The following is a 16,389-nucleotide window of genomic DNA, read 5'->3' as shown; positions in this document are numbered from 1 at the left end:
GGCCAGCCGGTTGTCTATTCGCGCCCTACCTTAAGGGAGAGGCGCGTTTAGGTCGAGATTAAATGTTTGGCCGAGATCAGGCGACTGCTCTTCATGGAAAAGAAAGCGCCTGGCCATCAGCGGTATTGGAGAAAGACGTTGTCACGGCCGAACTGGTCACGCAATGCTTGAATCAAGCCGTCAGCGGGATCGATTCGCCAGGTCTCGCCGAACTGCAACATGGCCTTGGCGTCGTTGCCGGTGTACTCCATGGTCACCGGGCACGCGCCACGGTGGCGCTTGAGCAGGTCACCCAGCCAGCGTAGCTGATCGCCCTTGAGCGCCTCAGTCTTGACCTTCAGGCGCAGGCTTTCGGCCAGGTTGGTCCGTGCATCTTCCATGCTCATCACGCGCTTGATGCGCAGACGCAGGCCGCCGGAGAAGTCGTCGTTGCTGACCTCCCCTTCCACCACCACCATGGCATCGGTCTGCAGCAGCGACTGGGCGGAGTGGAACGCGTCGGCAAACAGCGACGCTTCGATGCGGCCCGAACGGTCATCGAGGCTGATGAAGCCCATCTTGTCGCCCTTCTTGTTTTTCATCACCCGCAGGGCAATGATCATGCCGGCGACGGTCTGGGTATCCCGGGCCGGCTTCAGGTCGATGATGCGCTGACGGGCGAAACGGCGAATCTCGCCTTCGTATTCGTCAATCGGATGACCGGTGAGGTACAGGCCCAGGGTGTCTTTTTCGCCCTTGAGACGCTCCTTGAGGGTCAGTTCCTTGGCTTTGCGGTGGTTGGCATACACATCCGCGTCTTCTTCGACGAACAATCCACCAAACAGGTCGGCGTGGCCGCTGTCATGGGTACGGGCGGTCTGCTCGGCGGCCTTGATCGCTTCTTCCATGGCGGTGAGCAACACGGCACGGTTACGGTCGATATTGGCCTGGTAAGCCTTCGGCTCATCATGGAAATACGGGCCAAGACGGTCCAGCGCGCCACTGCGGATCAGGCCGTCTAGGGTACGTTTGTTGATACGCTTGAGGTCGACCCGCGCACAGAAGTCGAACAGGTCCTTGAACGGCCCGTCCTGACGCGCTTCGGTGATCGCTTCCACCGGCCCCTCACCCACGCCCTTGATCGCGCCGAGGCCATAAATGATGCGGCCTTCGTCGTTCACCGTGAACTTGAACTCCGAGGCGTTCACGTCCGGCGCGTCGAGGCGCAGCTTCATGGTGCGCACTTCCTCGATCAAGGTCACGACCTTGTCGGTGTTGTGCATATCCGCCGAGAGTACCGCCGCCATGAACGGCGCCGGGTAGTGGGCTTTCAGCCACGCCGTCTGGTACGACACCAGGCCATAGGCGGCGGAGTGGGATTTGTTGAAGCCGTAACCGGCGAACTTCTCCACCAGGTCGAAGATGTTACCGGCCAGGTCTGCGTCAATATTGTTGGTGGCGCAGCCTTCGATGAAACCGCCGCGTTGCTTGGCCATTTCCTCGGGTTTCTTTTTACCCATGGCACGACGCAGCATGTCCGCGCCGCCAAGGGTGTAACCGGCCATCACCTGGGCGATCTGCATCACCTGTTCCTGATACAGGATGATGCCGTAGGTCGGCGCCAGTACCGGCTTGAGCCCTTCGTACTGATAGTCGGAGTGCGGGTACGCCAGCTCGGCGCGGCCGTGCTTACGGTTGATGAAGTCATCCACCATGCCCGATTGCAGCGGCCCCGGACGGAACAGGGCCACCAGTGCAATCAAGTCTTCCAGGCAGTCGGGCTTGAGCTTTTTGATCAGCTCTTTCATGCCGCGCGACTCAAGCTGGAACACTGCAGTGGTCTCGGCTTTTTGCAGCAAGGTGTAGGTCGGCTTGTCATCCAGCGGGATGAAGGCGATATCCAGCGGCTCCTCGCCCACCTTGGCGCGGTCGCGGTTGATGGTCTTGAGCGCCCAGTCGATGATCGTCAAGGTGCGCAGGCCGAGGAAGTCGAACTTCACCAGGCCGGCCGCCTCCACGTCATCCTTGTCGAACTGGGTCACCAGGCCGTCGCCTTCTTCATCGCAGTAGATCGGCGAGAAGTCAGTGAGCTTGGTGGGCGCGATCACCACGCCACCGGCGTGTTTACCGACGTTACGCACCACGCCTTCGAGCTTGCGCGCCATGTCCCAGATTTCGGCGGCTTCTTCGTCGACCTTGATAAAGTCGCGCAGGATTTCTTCCTGCTCGTAGGCTTTTTCCAGGGTCATGCCGACTTCGAACGGGATCATCTTCGACAGGCGGTCGGCCAGGCCGTAGGACTTGCCTTGTACGCGAGCCACGTCGCGGATTACCGCCTTGGCCGCCATGGAACCGAAGGTGATGATCTGGCTCACCGCATTGCGGCCGTATTTCTCGGCCACGTATTCGATCACGCGGTCGCGACCGTCCATGCAGAAGTCGACGTCGAAGTCGGGCATGGAAACCCGCTCCGGGTTCAGGAAACGTTCGAACAGCAGGTCATATTCCAACGGGTCGAGGTCGGTAATCTTCTGCACATAGGCCACCAGCGAGCCCGCGCCTGACCCCCGGCCCGGACCTACCGGTACGCCGTTGCTCTTGGCCCACTGAATAAAGTCCATCACGATCAGGAAGTAACCGGGGAACCCCATCTGGATGATGATATCCAGCTCGAAATTCAGCCGGTCGACGTAGACCTGGCGCTTGGCTTCGTAGTCTTCGGTGGTGTCCTTTGGCAGCAGCACGCTGAGCCGCTCTTCCAGGCCATCGAACGACACCTTGCGAAAGTACTCGTCGATGGTCATGCCATCGGGAATCGGGAAGTTGGGCAGGAAGTGCTTGCCCAGCTTCACTTCGATATTGCAGCGCTTGGCAATCTCGACGGAGTTTTCCAGGGCCTCAGGCAAGTCGCTGAACAGCTCGGCCATTTCCTCGGCGCTTTTGAGGTATTGCTCTTCGCTGTAGTTCTTCGAGCGGCGCGGGTCATCCAGGGCCCGGCCCTCGCCGATGCACACGCGGGTTTCGTGGGCTTCGAAATCTTCTTTCTTGATAAAGCGCACATCGTTGGTCGCTACCAGCGGCGCGCCCAGCTTGTCGGCCAGGGCCACGGCGGCGTGCAGATGCTCTTCATCGTTGGGCCGATTGGTGCGCTGCACTTCCAGGTAGAAGCGGTCAGGGAACACCTGCATCCACTCGCGGGCCAGCACTTCAGCGTCCTGTGGGTTGCCGCCGAGCAGCGCGATACCTATCTCGCCCTCTTTGGCGGCCGAAAGCATGATCAGGCCTTCGCTGGCTTCGGCTACCCACTCGCGCTCGATGATGACCGAACCATTGCGCTGGCCATCGATAAAGCCACGGGAAATCAGTTCGGTGAGGTTGCGATAACCCACGCCGTTCATCGCTAAAAGGCTGATGCGGCTCAGCGGGTTATCCGGGTCCTTGTTGGACAGCCACAGGTCGGCGCCACAGATCGGTTTGATGCCGGCGCCCATGGCGTTCTTGTAGAACTTGACCAGCGAACACATGTTGTTCTGGTCGGTAACCGCTACCGCCGGCATGTTCATGCCCACCAGGGTTTTGACCAGCGGTTTGATCCGTACGAGGCCGTCGACCAGGGAGTATTCAGTGTGCAGGCGTAGATGAACGAATGAAGCCGGCATAGTGATCCTGTGCAGTAACATGGAAACAACAAGGCCCGGGATTGTACCGGGCCTCGAGCAAAACATCAGCCTTGCGACTACACCTCGCTGAGGCTCTCGCGCAGCTCATAAGCCTGGCGCACCGGGGCGAACGAGCGGCGATGGATAGGCGTAGGGCCGAGTCGCGCCAAGGCTTCCAGATGAACGGGCGTCGGGTAGCCTTTGTGGCCACCCATGCCGTAGCCGGGGTAAACCAATTCGAAAGCAGCCATTTCACGGTCGCGACTGACCTTGGCCAGAATCGACGCCGCTGCGATGGCTGGCACCTTGCTGTCGCCCTGGACCACCGCCTCGGCGCGCATCGCCAGTTTGGGGCAGCGGTTGCCATCGATCATCGCCAGCTTAGGCGTAATATGCAGCCCTTCAACCGCACGCTGCATGGCAAGCATGGTGGCATGCAGGATGTTCAGTTCGTCGATCTCTTCCACTTCTGCCCGGGCGATATGCCAGCTCAGGGCTTTCTCACAGATCTCGTCGTAGAGCTTTTCGCGACGGGCTTCGGTGAGCTTCTTCGAATCGTTAAGGCCAAGGATCGGACGGTTCGGGTCGAGGATCACCGCGGCCGTCACGACCGCACCGCACAACGGGCCGCGCCCGACTTCGTCGACGCCCGCCACCAGTTCGTGGGCCTCTGCAACCAGGCTGAAATCCAGGCCCATCTGCGTGCTCATAAGGCTTCCTGTTTATGGCCGATCAGGTTCAGCACGGCGTCGGCCGCCTGGTTCGAGGCATCACGGCGCAGGGTGCGGTGAATATCGTCGAAACCACGGGTCTGCTCTTCGCCGCCGTCAATCAAGGGTAGTAGCGTTTGCGCAAGCGCTTCGGGCGTAGCATCGTCCTGCAACAATTCTGGCACCAACAACCGCTGGGCCAGCAGATTGGGCAAGGAAATATATGGGCTTTTGACCATCCGCTTGAGTATCCAGTAGGTCAGCGGCGCCAGACGATAGGCCACCACCATCGGACGCTTATACAACAAGGCTTCCAGGGTGGCGGTGCCCGAGGCGATCAATACGGCATCACAGGCGGCCAGGGCCAGGTGCGACTGGCCGTCGAGCAGGGTCAACGGCAGGTTGCGCCCTTCCAGCAGTGTTTCAATTTGTGCGCGACGCTGCGGGCTGGCGCACGGCAGCACAAACCGAATACCCGGCTTGAGCGCTTGAAGACGTTCGGCAGCATCAAAAAACACGCTGCCCAGGCGTCCGACTTCGCCACCCCGACTGCCCGGCATCAGCGCGACCAGCGGTCCATCGGGCAAACCCAGCTCGGCACGCGCTGCGGCGCGATCAGCCTGCAAAGGAATGGCATCGGCCAGGGTGTGGCCAACAAACCGCACCGGCACGCCCTTTTCTTCGTAGAACCGCGCTTCGAACGGCAGCAGGGTCAGCATCAGGTCGCAGCCTTCACGGATCTTCAGCACACGCTTTTGCCGCCATGCCCATACGGACGGGCTGACATAATGCACCGTCTTGATCCCGGCCTGGCGCAACTTGAGTTCGATGTTGAGGGTGAAATCCGGGGCATCGATACCGATAAAGACGTCGGGCTTTTCTTCGATCAATGTCTTGATCAGCAGCTTACGGCGAGCGAGCAATTCACGCAGGCGCCCCAGCACTTCCACCAAGCCCATGACCGAGAGGCGCTCCATCGGGAAGTAGGAGGTGAGGCCTTCGGCCTGCATCAACGGGCCACCGACACCGATAAATTCGATGGCGGGGTGTTGGACCTTGAGGGCCCGCATCAAGCCGGCGCCGAGAATATCGCCGGAAGCTTCTCCGGCGACCAATGCGATACGTAACTTGGCCATGATCAGCGGGTGATGCCGCGAGTCGACGCCTGGATCGAGTCACGAAACACCGCGACTTCCGGGAACGACGCTGCAGGCTCAGCCAGTTCGGCGAGGGCCTGTTCAACCGTCAGCCCGTGACGGTAAACCGTCTTGTAGGCGCGGCGCAGGGCCTGGATTGCGTCATCGCTGAACCCGCGACGGCGCATGCCTTCAAAGTTCATGCTGCGGGCTTCGGCCGGGTTGCCAAACACCGTGACGAAGGCAGGCACATCCTTGCCGATGGCCGTGCCCATGCCGGAAAAGCTGTGGGCGCCGATATGGCAATACTGATGCACCAGGGTGAAACCAGACAGGATCGCCCAGTCATCCACATGCACATGCCCGGCCAACGCGGTGTTGTTGACCAGGATGCAGTGGTTGCCAATCACGCTGTCGTGGCCGATATGCGCATAGGCCATCACCAGGTTGTGATCGCCCAGCGTGGTCTCGGCCCGGTCCTGCACGGTGCCACGGTGAATGGTCACGCCTTCACGGATGATGTTGTGGTCACCGATTACCAGGCGCGTTTCTTCACCCTTGTACTTCATGTCCGGGGTGTCTTCGCCTACCGAGGAAAACTGGTAGATACGATTGTGTTTGCCAATGCGGGTCGGACCTTTAAGGATCACATGCGGCCCGATGACAGTCCCCTCGCCGATTTCCACACCTGCGCCGACGATCGACCAAGGGCCGACCTCAACGTCGGCGGCCAGTACGGCCGACGGATCGATGATTGCGCGAGGGTCAATCAAACTCATAGTTTGCGTTCCGCACAGATGATCTCGGCAGAGCACACCGGCTTGCCATCCACCGAAGCCTGGCATTCGAACTTCCAGATCTGGCGCTTGCAGCTGATGAACTTGGCTTCCAGGATCAGCTGGTCACCCGGGGTGACCGGGTTGCGGAAACGCAACTTGTCGGAGCCCACGAAATAGTAAAGCGTGCCGTCGGCAGGCTTGAGGTCGAGCATTTTGAAACCAAGGATACCGGCAGCCTGGGCCATTGCTTCGATGATCAACACGCCCGGCATGATGGGATGCGCAGGAAAGTGGCCATTGAAAAACGGTTCGTTGATGCTGACATTCTTGTAGGCACGAATGCGCTTTTCCTCAACATTGAGGTCCACTACACGGTCCACCAGCAGGAACGGGTAACGGTGAGGCAGGTATTCGCGAATCTCGTTGATGTCCATCATTTCGGGGGGAAGCCTGTAATAAAGATTGGGGGCGGGCGAACTAAAAGCACGCCCCGCTAGCAAATCAAGGAGGCAGTCTATCGGCTGTGCACACTTGATATGGAAATGGTATCAGCCTTCTGATGAAGCATTACCGCCAGGGGTCACGTCCCCAACACGCTTTTCCAGCTGTTTGAGACGTCGCGCCATGTCGTCGAGCTGTCTCAGACGCGCCGCACTCTTGCGCCATTCAGCTGCAGGCTGCATGGCGGTACCGGATGAATAAGCCCCTGGCTCGGTAATCGAGTGAGTGACCATGGTCATGCCAGTGATGAAGACGTTGTCGCAAATATCGATATGCCCCACCAGCCCCACGCCACCGGCAAGCATGCAATGCTTGCCGATCTTGGTGCTGCCGGAGATCCCCACGCAGGCCGCCATGGCGGTGTGATCGCCAATCTGCACGTTATGGGCGATCTGAATCTGGTTGTCGAGCTTCACGCCATTGCCAATCACGGTATCGGCCAGGGCCCCGCGATCGACAGCAGTGTTGACCCCGATTTCCACGTCGTCGCCGATCAATACGCCGCCAACCTGGGCAATCTTGTGCCAGACACCTTTGGCATTGGCAAAGCCAAAGCCTTCACCACCGATCACCGCGCCCGACTGAATGACCACCCGCTGCCCAATACGCACATCGTGATAAAGGGTAACGCGAGGCGCCAGCCAGCCATCGGCGCCGATTACGCAACGCGCGCCAATGAAGCAATGTGCGCCGACGGTGACGCCAGCGCCAATACGCGCGCCACTTTCGATCACCGCAAAAGCACCAATGCTCGCCGCAGGATCCACCTGGGCATCCTCGGCGATCACCGCTGACGGGTGAATACCGCCCGCCGCCTTAGGCTTGGGATCGAACAGGTGTGATGCTTTCGCGTAAGACAGGTAGGGGTCGGCCACCACCAGCGCATCCCCGACAAACCCTTCGGCGTCTGCGGCCTTCAGCAACACGGCTGCGGCTTGGCAATCGACCAGGTACTTACGGTATTGAGGATTTGCGAGGAAGCTCAACTGAGCTGGGCCAGCCTCCTGCAAGGTGGCTAGCCCAGTGATTTCTTTCTCCGGGGAGCCACGCAAGGTGGCCCCCAGGAACTCGGCCAACTCGCCAAGCTTGATAGTCGCGGTCATGGTTTACTTCAGCTGGTTCATGCGCTCGATCACCTGGCGGGTGATGTCGTATTGAGGCTTGACGTCAATCACGGCGCCACGCTCGAACACCAGGTCAAAGGCACCCTTCTTGATGACTTCTTCCACGGCGCTGTCGAGTTTCGGCTTGAGCTGCTTGAGCATTTCGCGGTCGGCAACTGCCTTGGCTTCGTTCAGTTCCTTGGACTGGAACTGGTAGTCACGGGCCTTTTGCTTGAATTCAAGCTCCAGACGCTCGCGCTCGCCCTGCTGCATCTTGTCGCCACCGGCAACCAGGCGGTCCTGGATGCCCTTGGCGCTGCTTTCCAGGGTTTTAAGCTTGGTCAGTTGCGGACCGAATTTCTTCTCGGCATCCACGGCGTACTTCTTGGCCGCGTCGGATTCAAGCAAAGCCATCTGATAGTTCAGCACGGCAATTTTCATTTCGGCGAAGGCCGGGGTGGTTACCAGCACAGTGGCCAGCAGGACCAATTGAGTCAACTTACGCACGATGTACTCCTACAGAATCCGTTGTCGTTATCTTAGGTCAGACGCTTAGAACGTCTGGCCAAGGGAGAATTGGAAAATCTGGGTTTCAGCGTTATCCGGTTTCTTGATCGGCATGGCCAGAGCAAAGCTCAACGGGCCCAACGCAGTCACCCAGGTCACACCCACGCCGACGGAGCTGGCCATGTTGCTCAGGCTCACGTCGTTGCACTGGGTGTTGGACTTCACGCCACTCGGGTTGGTGATCTGGTCGCACTTGGAGTCGAACACATTACCCACGTCCCAGAAGACCGAAGTTCGCAGGGAACGCTGGTCTTTGACGAACGGCAGCGGGAACAGAATTTCCGCACCACCCTGGATCAGCACGTTACCACCGAACGGCAGCGGATCGTTGTCCGAGTCAGCCACTGTGCCCTGGTTACCCGTCTGAGCGAAACCGCGGCTCGGAGTACCACGTGGGCCGAGGGTGCTGTCCTTGAAACCACGTACCGAGTTGAAGCCACCCGCGTAGTAATTTTCATAAAACGGCAGGCCATTGGTCGAACCATAACCGTCGCCATAGCCCAGCTCGGTGTGCAGGCGCATGGTGTAATTATCGCTCAACGGCTGGAACAACTGGCCGCGGTAGTCGAGCTTGAAGAACGACAGGTCGCTGCCCGGCGTGGTGACTTCCGCGGTCAGGCTCTGGGAGTGGCCACGGGTTGCCAGTACGCCTTTGTTCAGGGTCGACTCGGACCAGCCGGCAGACGCCTTGAAGTTCAGGAACTTGTCGCCTTCACGGCGGGTGAAGTCGAAGATCTCGTCCACGGTGTACACACCGGTCTTGATTTCATCCTGCTGAGCGGTCAGGCCGAACGTCAGACGCGAGGTCTCACTGATCGGATAACCCACGTTGACACCAGCGCCGAGGCTGTCGATCGCATAGCTTGCAACGTCAACATCGAGGTCTTTGTAGTCGGTGGTGCGGTAGAAGGCGTTGTAGCCCAGGCTCACACCGTCTGCAGTCCAGTAGGGGTCGGTGTAACCGAAGTTGTATCGGCTCTGGTATTCGCTTCGGGTCAGGCCGATGGACACACGGTTACCGGTACCCAGGAAGTTGTTCTGCGTGATCGAACCACCCAGGATCAAACCGGCGCTCTGTGCGAAACCGACACTGGCGGTGATCGAACCCGAGGCTTGCTCTTCAACGGCGTAGTTCACGTCAACCTGGTCATCCACGCCCGGTACGGCCGGGGTTTCGACGTTGACTTCCTTGAAGAAGCCCAGGCGTTCGAGACGAGTCTTGGATTGGTCGATCAGGTAAGTCGACGCCCAACCGCCTTCCATCTGGCGCATTTCACGACGCAGCACTTCGTCCGAGGATTTGGTGTTGCCACGGAAGTTGATACGGTTGACGTAGGCACGCTTGCCCGGGTCGACGACGAAGGTGATGTCGACGGTGTGGTCTTCATCGTTCGGAGTCGGCACGCCGTTGACGTTGGCGAAGGTGTAGCCTTCGTTACCCAGGCGACGGGTGATCAGTTCTGAGGTAGTGGTCATCAGCTTGCGCGAGAACACCTGGTCCTTCTGGACCAGCAGCAGAGACTTGACCTGGTCTTCAGGCACTTTCAGGTCACCGCTGAGCTTGACGTCACGAACCTTGTACTTCTCGCCTTCGTTGACGTTGACCGTAATGTAGACGTGCTTCTTGTCCGGGGTGATGGACACCTGGGTCGAAGCGATGTCCATGTTGATGTAGCCACGGTCCAGGTAGTAGGAACGCAGGCGTTCCAGGTCACCGGAAAGTTTTTCACGGGCGTACTTGTCATCGTTCTTGAAGAACGACAACCAGTTGGTGGTCTTGAGTTCGAACAGGTCGATCAAGTCTTCGTCGGCGAATTTGGTATTGCCCACCACGTTGATGTGCTGGATGGCCGCCACGGTGCCTTCGTTGATATTGACCTTCAGGCCTACGCGGTTACGCGGCTGCGGAATCACTTCCGTCTCAACGCTCGCGGAATAGCGACCCTGGGCAACGTACTGGCGTTGCAGCTCGTTACGCACACCTTCAAGGGTGGCGCGCTGGAAGATCTCGCCCTCGGCCAGACCCGACTGTTTCAGACCCTTCATCAGGTCTTCAGTGGAAATGGCCTTGTTACCTTCGATCGTGATGCTCGCGACAGAAGGACGCTCGACGACGGTGATGACCAGGACATTGCCTTCGCGACCCAGTTGGATATCTTGAAAGAACCCGGTTTTGAACAGCGCACGAGTGGATTCCACCAGGCGACGATCATCAGCCTGTTCCCCGACGTTCAACGGCAAGGCACCAAAGACGCTACCCGCGGAAACCCGCTGGAGGCCGTTGACGCGAATATCGGAGATGGTGAAGGACTCGGCGTGAACTTCGGCGATCATCAATACGGTGAGAACCGCAGTTAGCAGCAGACGTTTCATGAAGTCCTTTCTTATTCCAACTGGCAATAAACAAACTGCCGCAAAATGCGGCAGATTCGCAATTCAGCGAAGCGTTACAGTCGTCCCAGATCGTTGACCAGAGCTAACAACATCACCCCGACCACCAAACTGATACCGATCTGTATCCCCCAACCCTGCACCCGATCCGACAAGGGGCGACCACGCACCCACTCGACCAGATAAAACAGCAGATGCCCCCCATCCAATACTGGAATGGGCAGCAAATTCAGAACTCCAAGGCTGATACTCAGATAAGCCAGGAAATTCAGGAAATCCGCGACACCCGACTGGGCAGAAGCGCCCGCCACTTTAGCAATGGTTATCGGTCCACTCAAGTTTTTTACCGAGAGCTCGCCGAACAACATTTTCTTGAGGGATTCGAGGGTCAGCACGCTCATGGTCCAAGTGCGTTTCGCACCCTCTCCAATCGCCGCCAACGGCCCGAAGCTGACCTCTCGCACCATCGATGGCGGCCACTCGACACCTTTGACCCCGGCACCCAGGTAACCCCCGGCGGCCTTGGCCTCCCCACGAACCGACAAGGTCACGGGGACGTCGATTTGAGCACCTTCGCGCTCAACTTTCAGCACAATTTTGGTATCAGGCCGTACACGCACCTGGTCGACCACTTGCTGCCAGTCGCCCAGTGCCTGGCCATCGAGAGCCAACAGGCGGTCGCCGGTTTTCAGGCCAGCAGCCTGGGCCGGGCCTTTAGGGTCCAACTCGGCGAGCACTGGCGGCAACGCCGGACGCCACGGACGAATGCCCAGGGATTTGATCGGGTCCGGCTCGTCGGCGCCTTTAAGCCAATGGTCCAAAGCCAGCTCACGTGGGCTTTCGGCACTGGAGTCCTGTTCGCGCACCACTACATTGACGGTACCGCTCTCGCCCAGTCGACGCACCAATTGCAAATTGACCGCGCCCCAACCCGTGGTGGGCTCGCCATCAATGGAAACAATTTCCTGCCCAGCCACCAGGCCAGCCTTGGCCGCCATGCTCCCCGCCTCGACCGCACCGATGACCGGACGCACTTGCTGGCTGCCCAGCATGGCAAGGACCCAGAAAAACACCATCGCCAACAGGAAGTTGGCAATCGGGCCGGCGGCCACGATGGCGATACGCTGACGAACGGTCTTGCGATTGAAGGATTGGTCCAACTGGTCCGCAGGCACTTCGCCTTCGCGCTCATCGAGCATCTTCACGTAGCCACCCAACGGGATGGCGGCGATCACGAACTCGGTGCCGCGACGGTCGTGCCAGCGCACCAGCGGCATGCCGAAACCGACGGAAAAGCGCAATACCTTGACGCCGCAACGACGCGCCACCCAAAAGTGGCCGAATTCGTGGAAGGTAACCAGCACACCCAGAGCAACCAGGGTGCCGACAATCATGTAGAGCGCACTCATCTAATTTCTCCGCATTTCAATCCAATGCCTGAAGGCGCTTAACCGCCCACAGCCTGACGCGCGTTGCGGTCCAGCCATTGCTCGGCCAGGACCCGAGCCTTGGTATCAGCCTCGAACACCGCTCCCAGGTCATTCACCGCCACTACCGGCTCGAGATCCAGAACGTCCTCGATGATACTCGCGATCTGCGGAAAGCGGATGCGCCGTTCGAGAAACGCTGCCACGGCCACCTCATTGGCTGCATTGAGCATGGCCGGCGCGCTGTTACCCGCCTCAGCCGCCTGCCGGGCCAGACGCAGGCATGGAAAGCGCTCTTCGTCCGGCGCCTGGAAATCCAGGCGCGCAACTGCAAACAGGTCCAACGGCGCCACACCAGAATCGATCCGCTCCGGCCAAGCCAGGGCATTGGCGATCGGTGTGCGCATATCAGGGTTGCCCAACTGCGCCAATACCGAGCCATCCACATAATCCACCAGGGAATGAATCACACTTTGCGGGTGGATCACCACCTCCACTTGATCAGGCCGCGCATCGAACAGCCAGCAGGCCTCGATCAGCTCCAGGCCCTTGTTCATCATGCTCGCCGAATCCACGGAGATCTTGCGCCCCATGGACCAGTTCGGGTGCGCACACGCCTGGTCTGGCGATACATGCTCCAACTCATCCAGAGGAGTTTGCCGGAAGGGGCCACCGGACGCCGTCAGCAAAATCCGGCGCACACCAACCTGGCTCAAGCCGCGGGCAAAATCAGCGGGCATGCACTGGAAGATTGCGTTGTGCTCGCTGTCGAGGGGCAACAGGACCGCACCACTCTTGCGCACGGCTTGCATGAAGAGCGCACCGGACATGACCAGGGCTTCTTTATTGGCCAGCAGGATCTTTTTGCCCGCGTCGACTGCAGCCAGTGTCGGGCGCAAACCCGCCGCCCCGACGATTGCGGCCACGACAGTATCCACTTCGGCATCCGCAGACACCTGGCACAACCCCTCTTCCCCCACCAATACCTGGGTGGCAAGGCCGGCAGCCCGCAGGTCATCCTGCAAGCTACGGGCAGCAGCGGCCTGCGGCACCACCGCAAAACGCGGAGAGTGGCGCACGCATAACGCCAGCAATTCACTCATGCGCGTGAAGCCGGTCAGGGCAAACACCTGGTAACGATCAGGATGACGAGCGATCACATCCAGGCTGCTCAGCCCGACCGAGCCTGTCGCGCCCAGCACGGTAACCTGCTGCAGACGGCTCAAGATGCGATCATCCACAGCAACACGGCAAAGATCGGCAACGCTGCGGTGAGGCTGTCGATACGATCCAGCACGCCGCCATGACCTGGCAGCAGGTTGCTGCTGTCCTTGATCCCGGCCTGGCGCTTGAACATGCTTTCGGTGAGGTCGCCCACCACCGAAATGAACACGACGACGGCAGTCCCCAGCAGAGCCAGGAAAATCTCCTTCACCGACCAATCGCGCAACACACCGACCACCAGCGCAATCAGCAGCGTCAGGGCCAGACCGCCGTATACGCCTTCCCAGCTCTTGCCCGGGCTGACGGCGGGCGCAAGTTTACGCTTGCCAAAGGCACGGCCCGAAAAGTAGGCGCCAATGTCGGCGCCCCAGACCAGCACCATGACCGCCAGGATCAATTCATTGCCATTCGGGAAACGCTTGATTTCCACCAGCCCTTGCCAGGCCGGCAGCAGGATCAGCAAGCCGATCACCAACTTGCAGGCCACACTGGACCACTTGCCACTGGTGCGCGGATAGGTCAGCACCAGGAAAGTCGCCAAGGCCCACCACAGTACCGACGCCCCCAGCACCCAGGGCGCGAGATCAGGCAGGATGTACATCAGGAACAGCAGCAGCGCGACGATCACGGCGTACACCACACGCGGCAATTGCTCGCTGAACCCCGCCAGACGCGCCCATTCCCAGGCGCCCAGGCTTACGACCAGGCCGATAAACAGCGCAAAGCCGGAACCCTCGAGCAGGAAAAAACCGCACAAGGCAATCGGCAGCAGGATCAGTGCCGTGATGATTCGTTGTTTAAGCATTTAAACCCGGGCTCCAGCTTCGATCTGCTCGCTCGTTTTACCGAAGCGACGCTGACGGGAAGCGAAATCGGCCAGCGCATTGCGCATGGCATCGTGTTTGAAGTCCGGCCAGAACAGGTCGGAGAAGTACAACTCGGTATAGGCTAGCTGCCACAGCAGGAAATTGCTGATGCGATGCTCGCCACCGGTACGGATGCACAAATCCGGCAACGGCAGGTCACCGGTTACCAGACAGGTTTGCAACAGTTCGGGCGTAATGTCGTCGGGGCGCAGATGACCGGCCTGTACCTCGCGAGCCAGTCGCTGCGCAGCCTGGGCGATGTCCCACTGGCCACCGTAATTGGCTGCGATTTGCAGCACAAAGCGGTTGCTGCCGGCAGTAATGGCCTCGGCTTCACGCATGGCCGTTTGCAGTTCCGGATGGAACCGGGAGCGGTCACCAATGATGCGCAGGCAGATGTTGTTCTCGTTGAGGCGCTTGGCCTCGCGACGCAGCGCCTTGAAGAACAGGTCCATCAAGGCCGTCACTTCTTCGGCGGGCCTTTGCCAGTTCTCACTGGAAAAGGCAAACAGCGTCAGCACTTCGACCTTGGCCTCGGCACACACTTCGATGACAGCGCGCACCGCATCGACACCCGCTTTATGCCCGGCAACACCCGGCATAAAGCGTTTTTTCGCCCAGCGATTATTCCCATCCATGATGATCGCGACATGGCGCGGCACCACAGAGGGCACAGTCTGCTTGGTCTTTTCCATGAAGGCGTCCTGACCCCTTATACGGCCATCAGGTCCTTTTCTTTTTCTTCGGTGGCCTTGGTGATCTGGGCCTCCGCATCCTTGGTCAGCTTGTCGATATCGGCAACGGCACGGCGCTCTTCGTCCTCGCTGATTTCCTTGTCCTTGACCAGTTTTTTCAGGTCACCCAAGGCATCGCGACGGATGTTGCGCACGGCAACACGTGCATCTTCAGCCGCACTGCGCGCCTGTTTGGTGAAGCCCTTGCGGGTTTCCTCGGTCAGGGCAGGCATGGAGATCAGCAGCAACTCGCCCAGGTTGGTCGGGTTGAGGTTCAGGCCGGCGCTCTGGATAGCTTTGTCGACAGCGCCGAGCATGTTGCGCTCAAAGGCCACGACTTGCAGGGTGCGCGAGTCTTTCACGGTGATGTTGGCCACCTGCGTGATCGAGGTGTCTGTGCCGTAGTACGGCACCATCACGCTACCCAGGATGCTTGGGTGAGCCTTGCCGGTACGAATCTGACCAAATGCATGGTTCAGAGACTCCAGGGATTTGTGCATACGCTCTTGAGCGTCTTTCTTGATTTCGTTGATCATTGTTGGCCTTCCTCGATCAGAGTCCCTTCCGCGCCGCCGTGTACGATATTCAGCAGGGCGCCGGGCTTGTTCATGTTAAATACGCGCAGCGGCATGTTGTGGTCGCGGCACAGGCAAATAGCCGTCAGGTCCATCACACCCAGCTTGCGATCCAGCACTTCATCGTAGGTCAGATGATCGAACTTCTCGGCATGCGGGTCTTTGAATGGATCTGCAGTGTATACGCCATCCACCTTGGTCGCCTTCAGCACCACATCGGCATCGATTTCGATAGCGCGCAGGCACGCGGCCGAATCGGTGGTGAAGAACGGGTTGCCGGTGCCGGCAGCGAAGATCACCACTTCCTTGGCATTCAGGTGACGCATGGCCTTGCGGCGATCGTAGTGATCGGTCACGCCAACCATGGAAATAGCCGACATCACGATGGCCGAGATATTGGCACGCTCCAGGGCGTCGCGCATGGCCAGGGCGTTCATCACAGTGGCCAGCATGCCCATGTGGTCGCCGGTGACTCGGTCCATGCCGGCAGCGCTCAGTGCCGCACCGCGGAACAGGTTGCCGCCACCGATCACCAGACCCACCTGAACACCGATACCGACCAATTGGCCGACTTCAAGCGCCATGCGGTCAAGCACCTTTGGGTCGATCCCGAACTCTTCCGAGCCCATCAGGGCCTCGCCGCTGAGCTTGAGTAGAATGCGTTTATAGCGAGCCTGATAACCACTGCCCTGCTGAGCCATTGCGAATCTCTCCTGCGGCGTATTTTTTAAAAAATTC

Annotated in this window: 14 protein-coding genes; all 14 read right to left on the bottom strand. The window is 59.5% G+C overall.

The features are described 5' to 3' along the window. Window positions 1–116: 116 nt before the first annotated feature. Entirely contained in the window at window positions 117–3,638 is a 3,522-nt protein-coding gene (gene dnaE / locus C4J94_RS06740) for a DNA polymerase III subunit alpha (protein ID WP_124385458.1), read from the bottom strand. A gap of 77 nt (window positions 3,639–3,715) precedes the next feature. Next, on the bottom strand, window positions 3,716–4,348 hold the full coding sequence (gene rnhB, locus C4J94_RS06735) for a ribonuclease HII (RefSeq protein ID WP_124385457.1): 633 nt from the start codon (window positions 4,346–4,348) through the stop codon (window positions 3,716–3,718). Then, on the bottom strand, window positions 4,345–5,484 hold the full coding sequence (lpxB, locus tag C4J94_RS06730) for a lipid-A-disaccharide synthase (RefSeq protein WP_124385456.1): 1,140 nt from the start codon (window positions 5,482–5,484) through the stop codon (window positions 4,345–4,347). The genes rnhB and lpxB overlap by 4 nt, the downstream gene beginning before the upstream one ends. Window positions 5,485–5,486: 2 nt before the next feature. Continuing rightward, window positions 5,487–6,263, bottom strand: coding sequence for an acyl-ACP--UDP-N-acetylglucosamine O-acyltransferase (gene lpxA / locus C4J94_RS06725; protein WP_124385455.1), 777 nt, complete (start codon window positions 6,261–6,263; stop codon window positions 5,487–5,489). Then, a complete protein-coding gene (gene fabZ / locus C4J94_RS06720; protein ID WP_003172281.1) occupies window positions 6,260–6,700 on the bottom strand; it encodes a 3-hydroxyacyl-ACP dehydratase FabZ in 441 nt (146 codons plus the stop codon). Before fabZ ends, lpxA begins: the two co-directional genes overlap by 4 nt. Window positions 6,701–6,811: 111 nt before the next feature. Then, window positions 6,812–7,867, bottom strand: a complete 1,056-nt coding sequence (lpxD, locus tag C4J94_RS06715) for a UDP-3-O-(3-hydroxymyristoyl)glucosamine N-acyltransferase (protein WP_124385454.1) — start codon at window positions 7,865–7,867, stop codon at window positions 6,812–6,814. A 3-nt stretch (window positions 7,868–7,870) separates the two neighbouring features. Continuing rightward, window positions 7,871–8,374, bottom strand: coding sequence for an OmpH family outer membrane protein (locus C4J94_RS06710; RefSeq protein WP_003172279.1), 504 nt, complete (start codon window positions 8,372–8,374; stop codon window positions 7,871–7,873). Window positions 8,375–8,419: 45 nt separating this feature from the next. Beyond that, window positions 8,420–10,807 (bottom strand): outer membrane protein assembly factor BamA, encoded by a 2,388-nt coding sequence (gene bamA, locus C4J94_RS06705; RefSeq protein WP_124385453.1) that lies wholly within the window; start codon window positions 10,805–10,807, stop codon window positions 8,420–8,422. A gap of 74 nt (window positions 10,808–10,881) precedes the next feature. Next, window positions 10,882–12,234, bottom strand: a complete 1,353-nt coding sequence (rseP, locus tag C4J94_RS06700) for a sigma E protease regulator RseP (RefSeq protein WP_124385452.1) — start codon at window positions 12,232–12,234, stop codon at window positions 10,882–10,884. A 38-nt stretch (window positions 12,235–12,272) separates the two neighbouring features. Then, entirely contained in the window at window positions 12,273–13,478 is a 1,206-nt protein-coding gene (gene ispC, locus C4J94_RS06695; protein ID WP_124385451.1) for a 1-deoxy-D-xylulose-5-phosphate reductoisomerase, read from the bottom strand. Continuing rightward, window positions 13,475–14,281: a phosphatidate cytidylyltransferase gene (locus tag C4J94_RS06690; RefSeq protein ID WP_124385450.1), complete on the bottom strand. Its 807-nt coding sequence runs from the start codon at window positions 14,279–14,281 to the stop codon at window positions 13,475–13,477. Before C4J94_RS06690 ends, ispC begins: the two co-directional genes overlap by 4 nt. After that, on the bottom strand, window positions 14,282–15,037 hold the full coding sequence (uppS, locus tag C4J94_RS06685; protein ID WP_124385449.1) for a polyprenyl diphosphate synthase: 756 nt from the start codon (window positions 15,035–15,037) through the stop codon (window positions 14,282–14,284). A gap of 17 nt (window positions 15,038–15,054) precedes the next feature. Beyond that, window positions 15,055–15,612 (bottom strand): ribosome recycling factor, encoded by a 558-nt coding sequence (gene frr / locus C4J94_RS06680; protein ID WP_065886088.1) that lies wholly within the window; start codon window positions 15,610–15,612, stop codon window positions 15,055–15,057. Further along, window positions 15,609–16,352 carry a UMP kinase gene (gene pyrH / locus C4J94_RS06675; RefSeq protein ID WP_124385448.1) on the bottom strand — a complete coding sequence of 248 codons (744 nt, stop codon included), beginning with the start codon at window positions 16,350–16,352 and terminating at the stop codon, window positions 15,609–15,611. The genes frr and pyrH overlap by 4 nt, the downstream gene beginning before the upstream one ends. Between the last annotated feature and the right edge of the window lie 37 nt (window positions 16,353–16,389).

Origin of the sequence: Pseudomonas sp. R5-89-07, assembly GCF_003851685.1 — a bacterium.
Taxonomy (GTDB): Bacteria; Pseudomonadota; Gammaproteobacteria; order Pseudomonadales; family Pseudomonadaceae; genus Aquipseudomonas.
The sequence above is the reverse complement of the archived record's forward strand: the minus strand, read 5'-3'. Positions and strand labels throughout refer to the sequence as shown.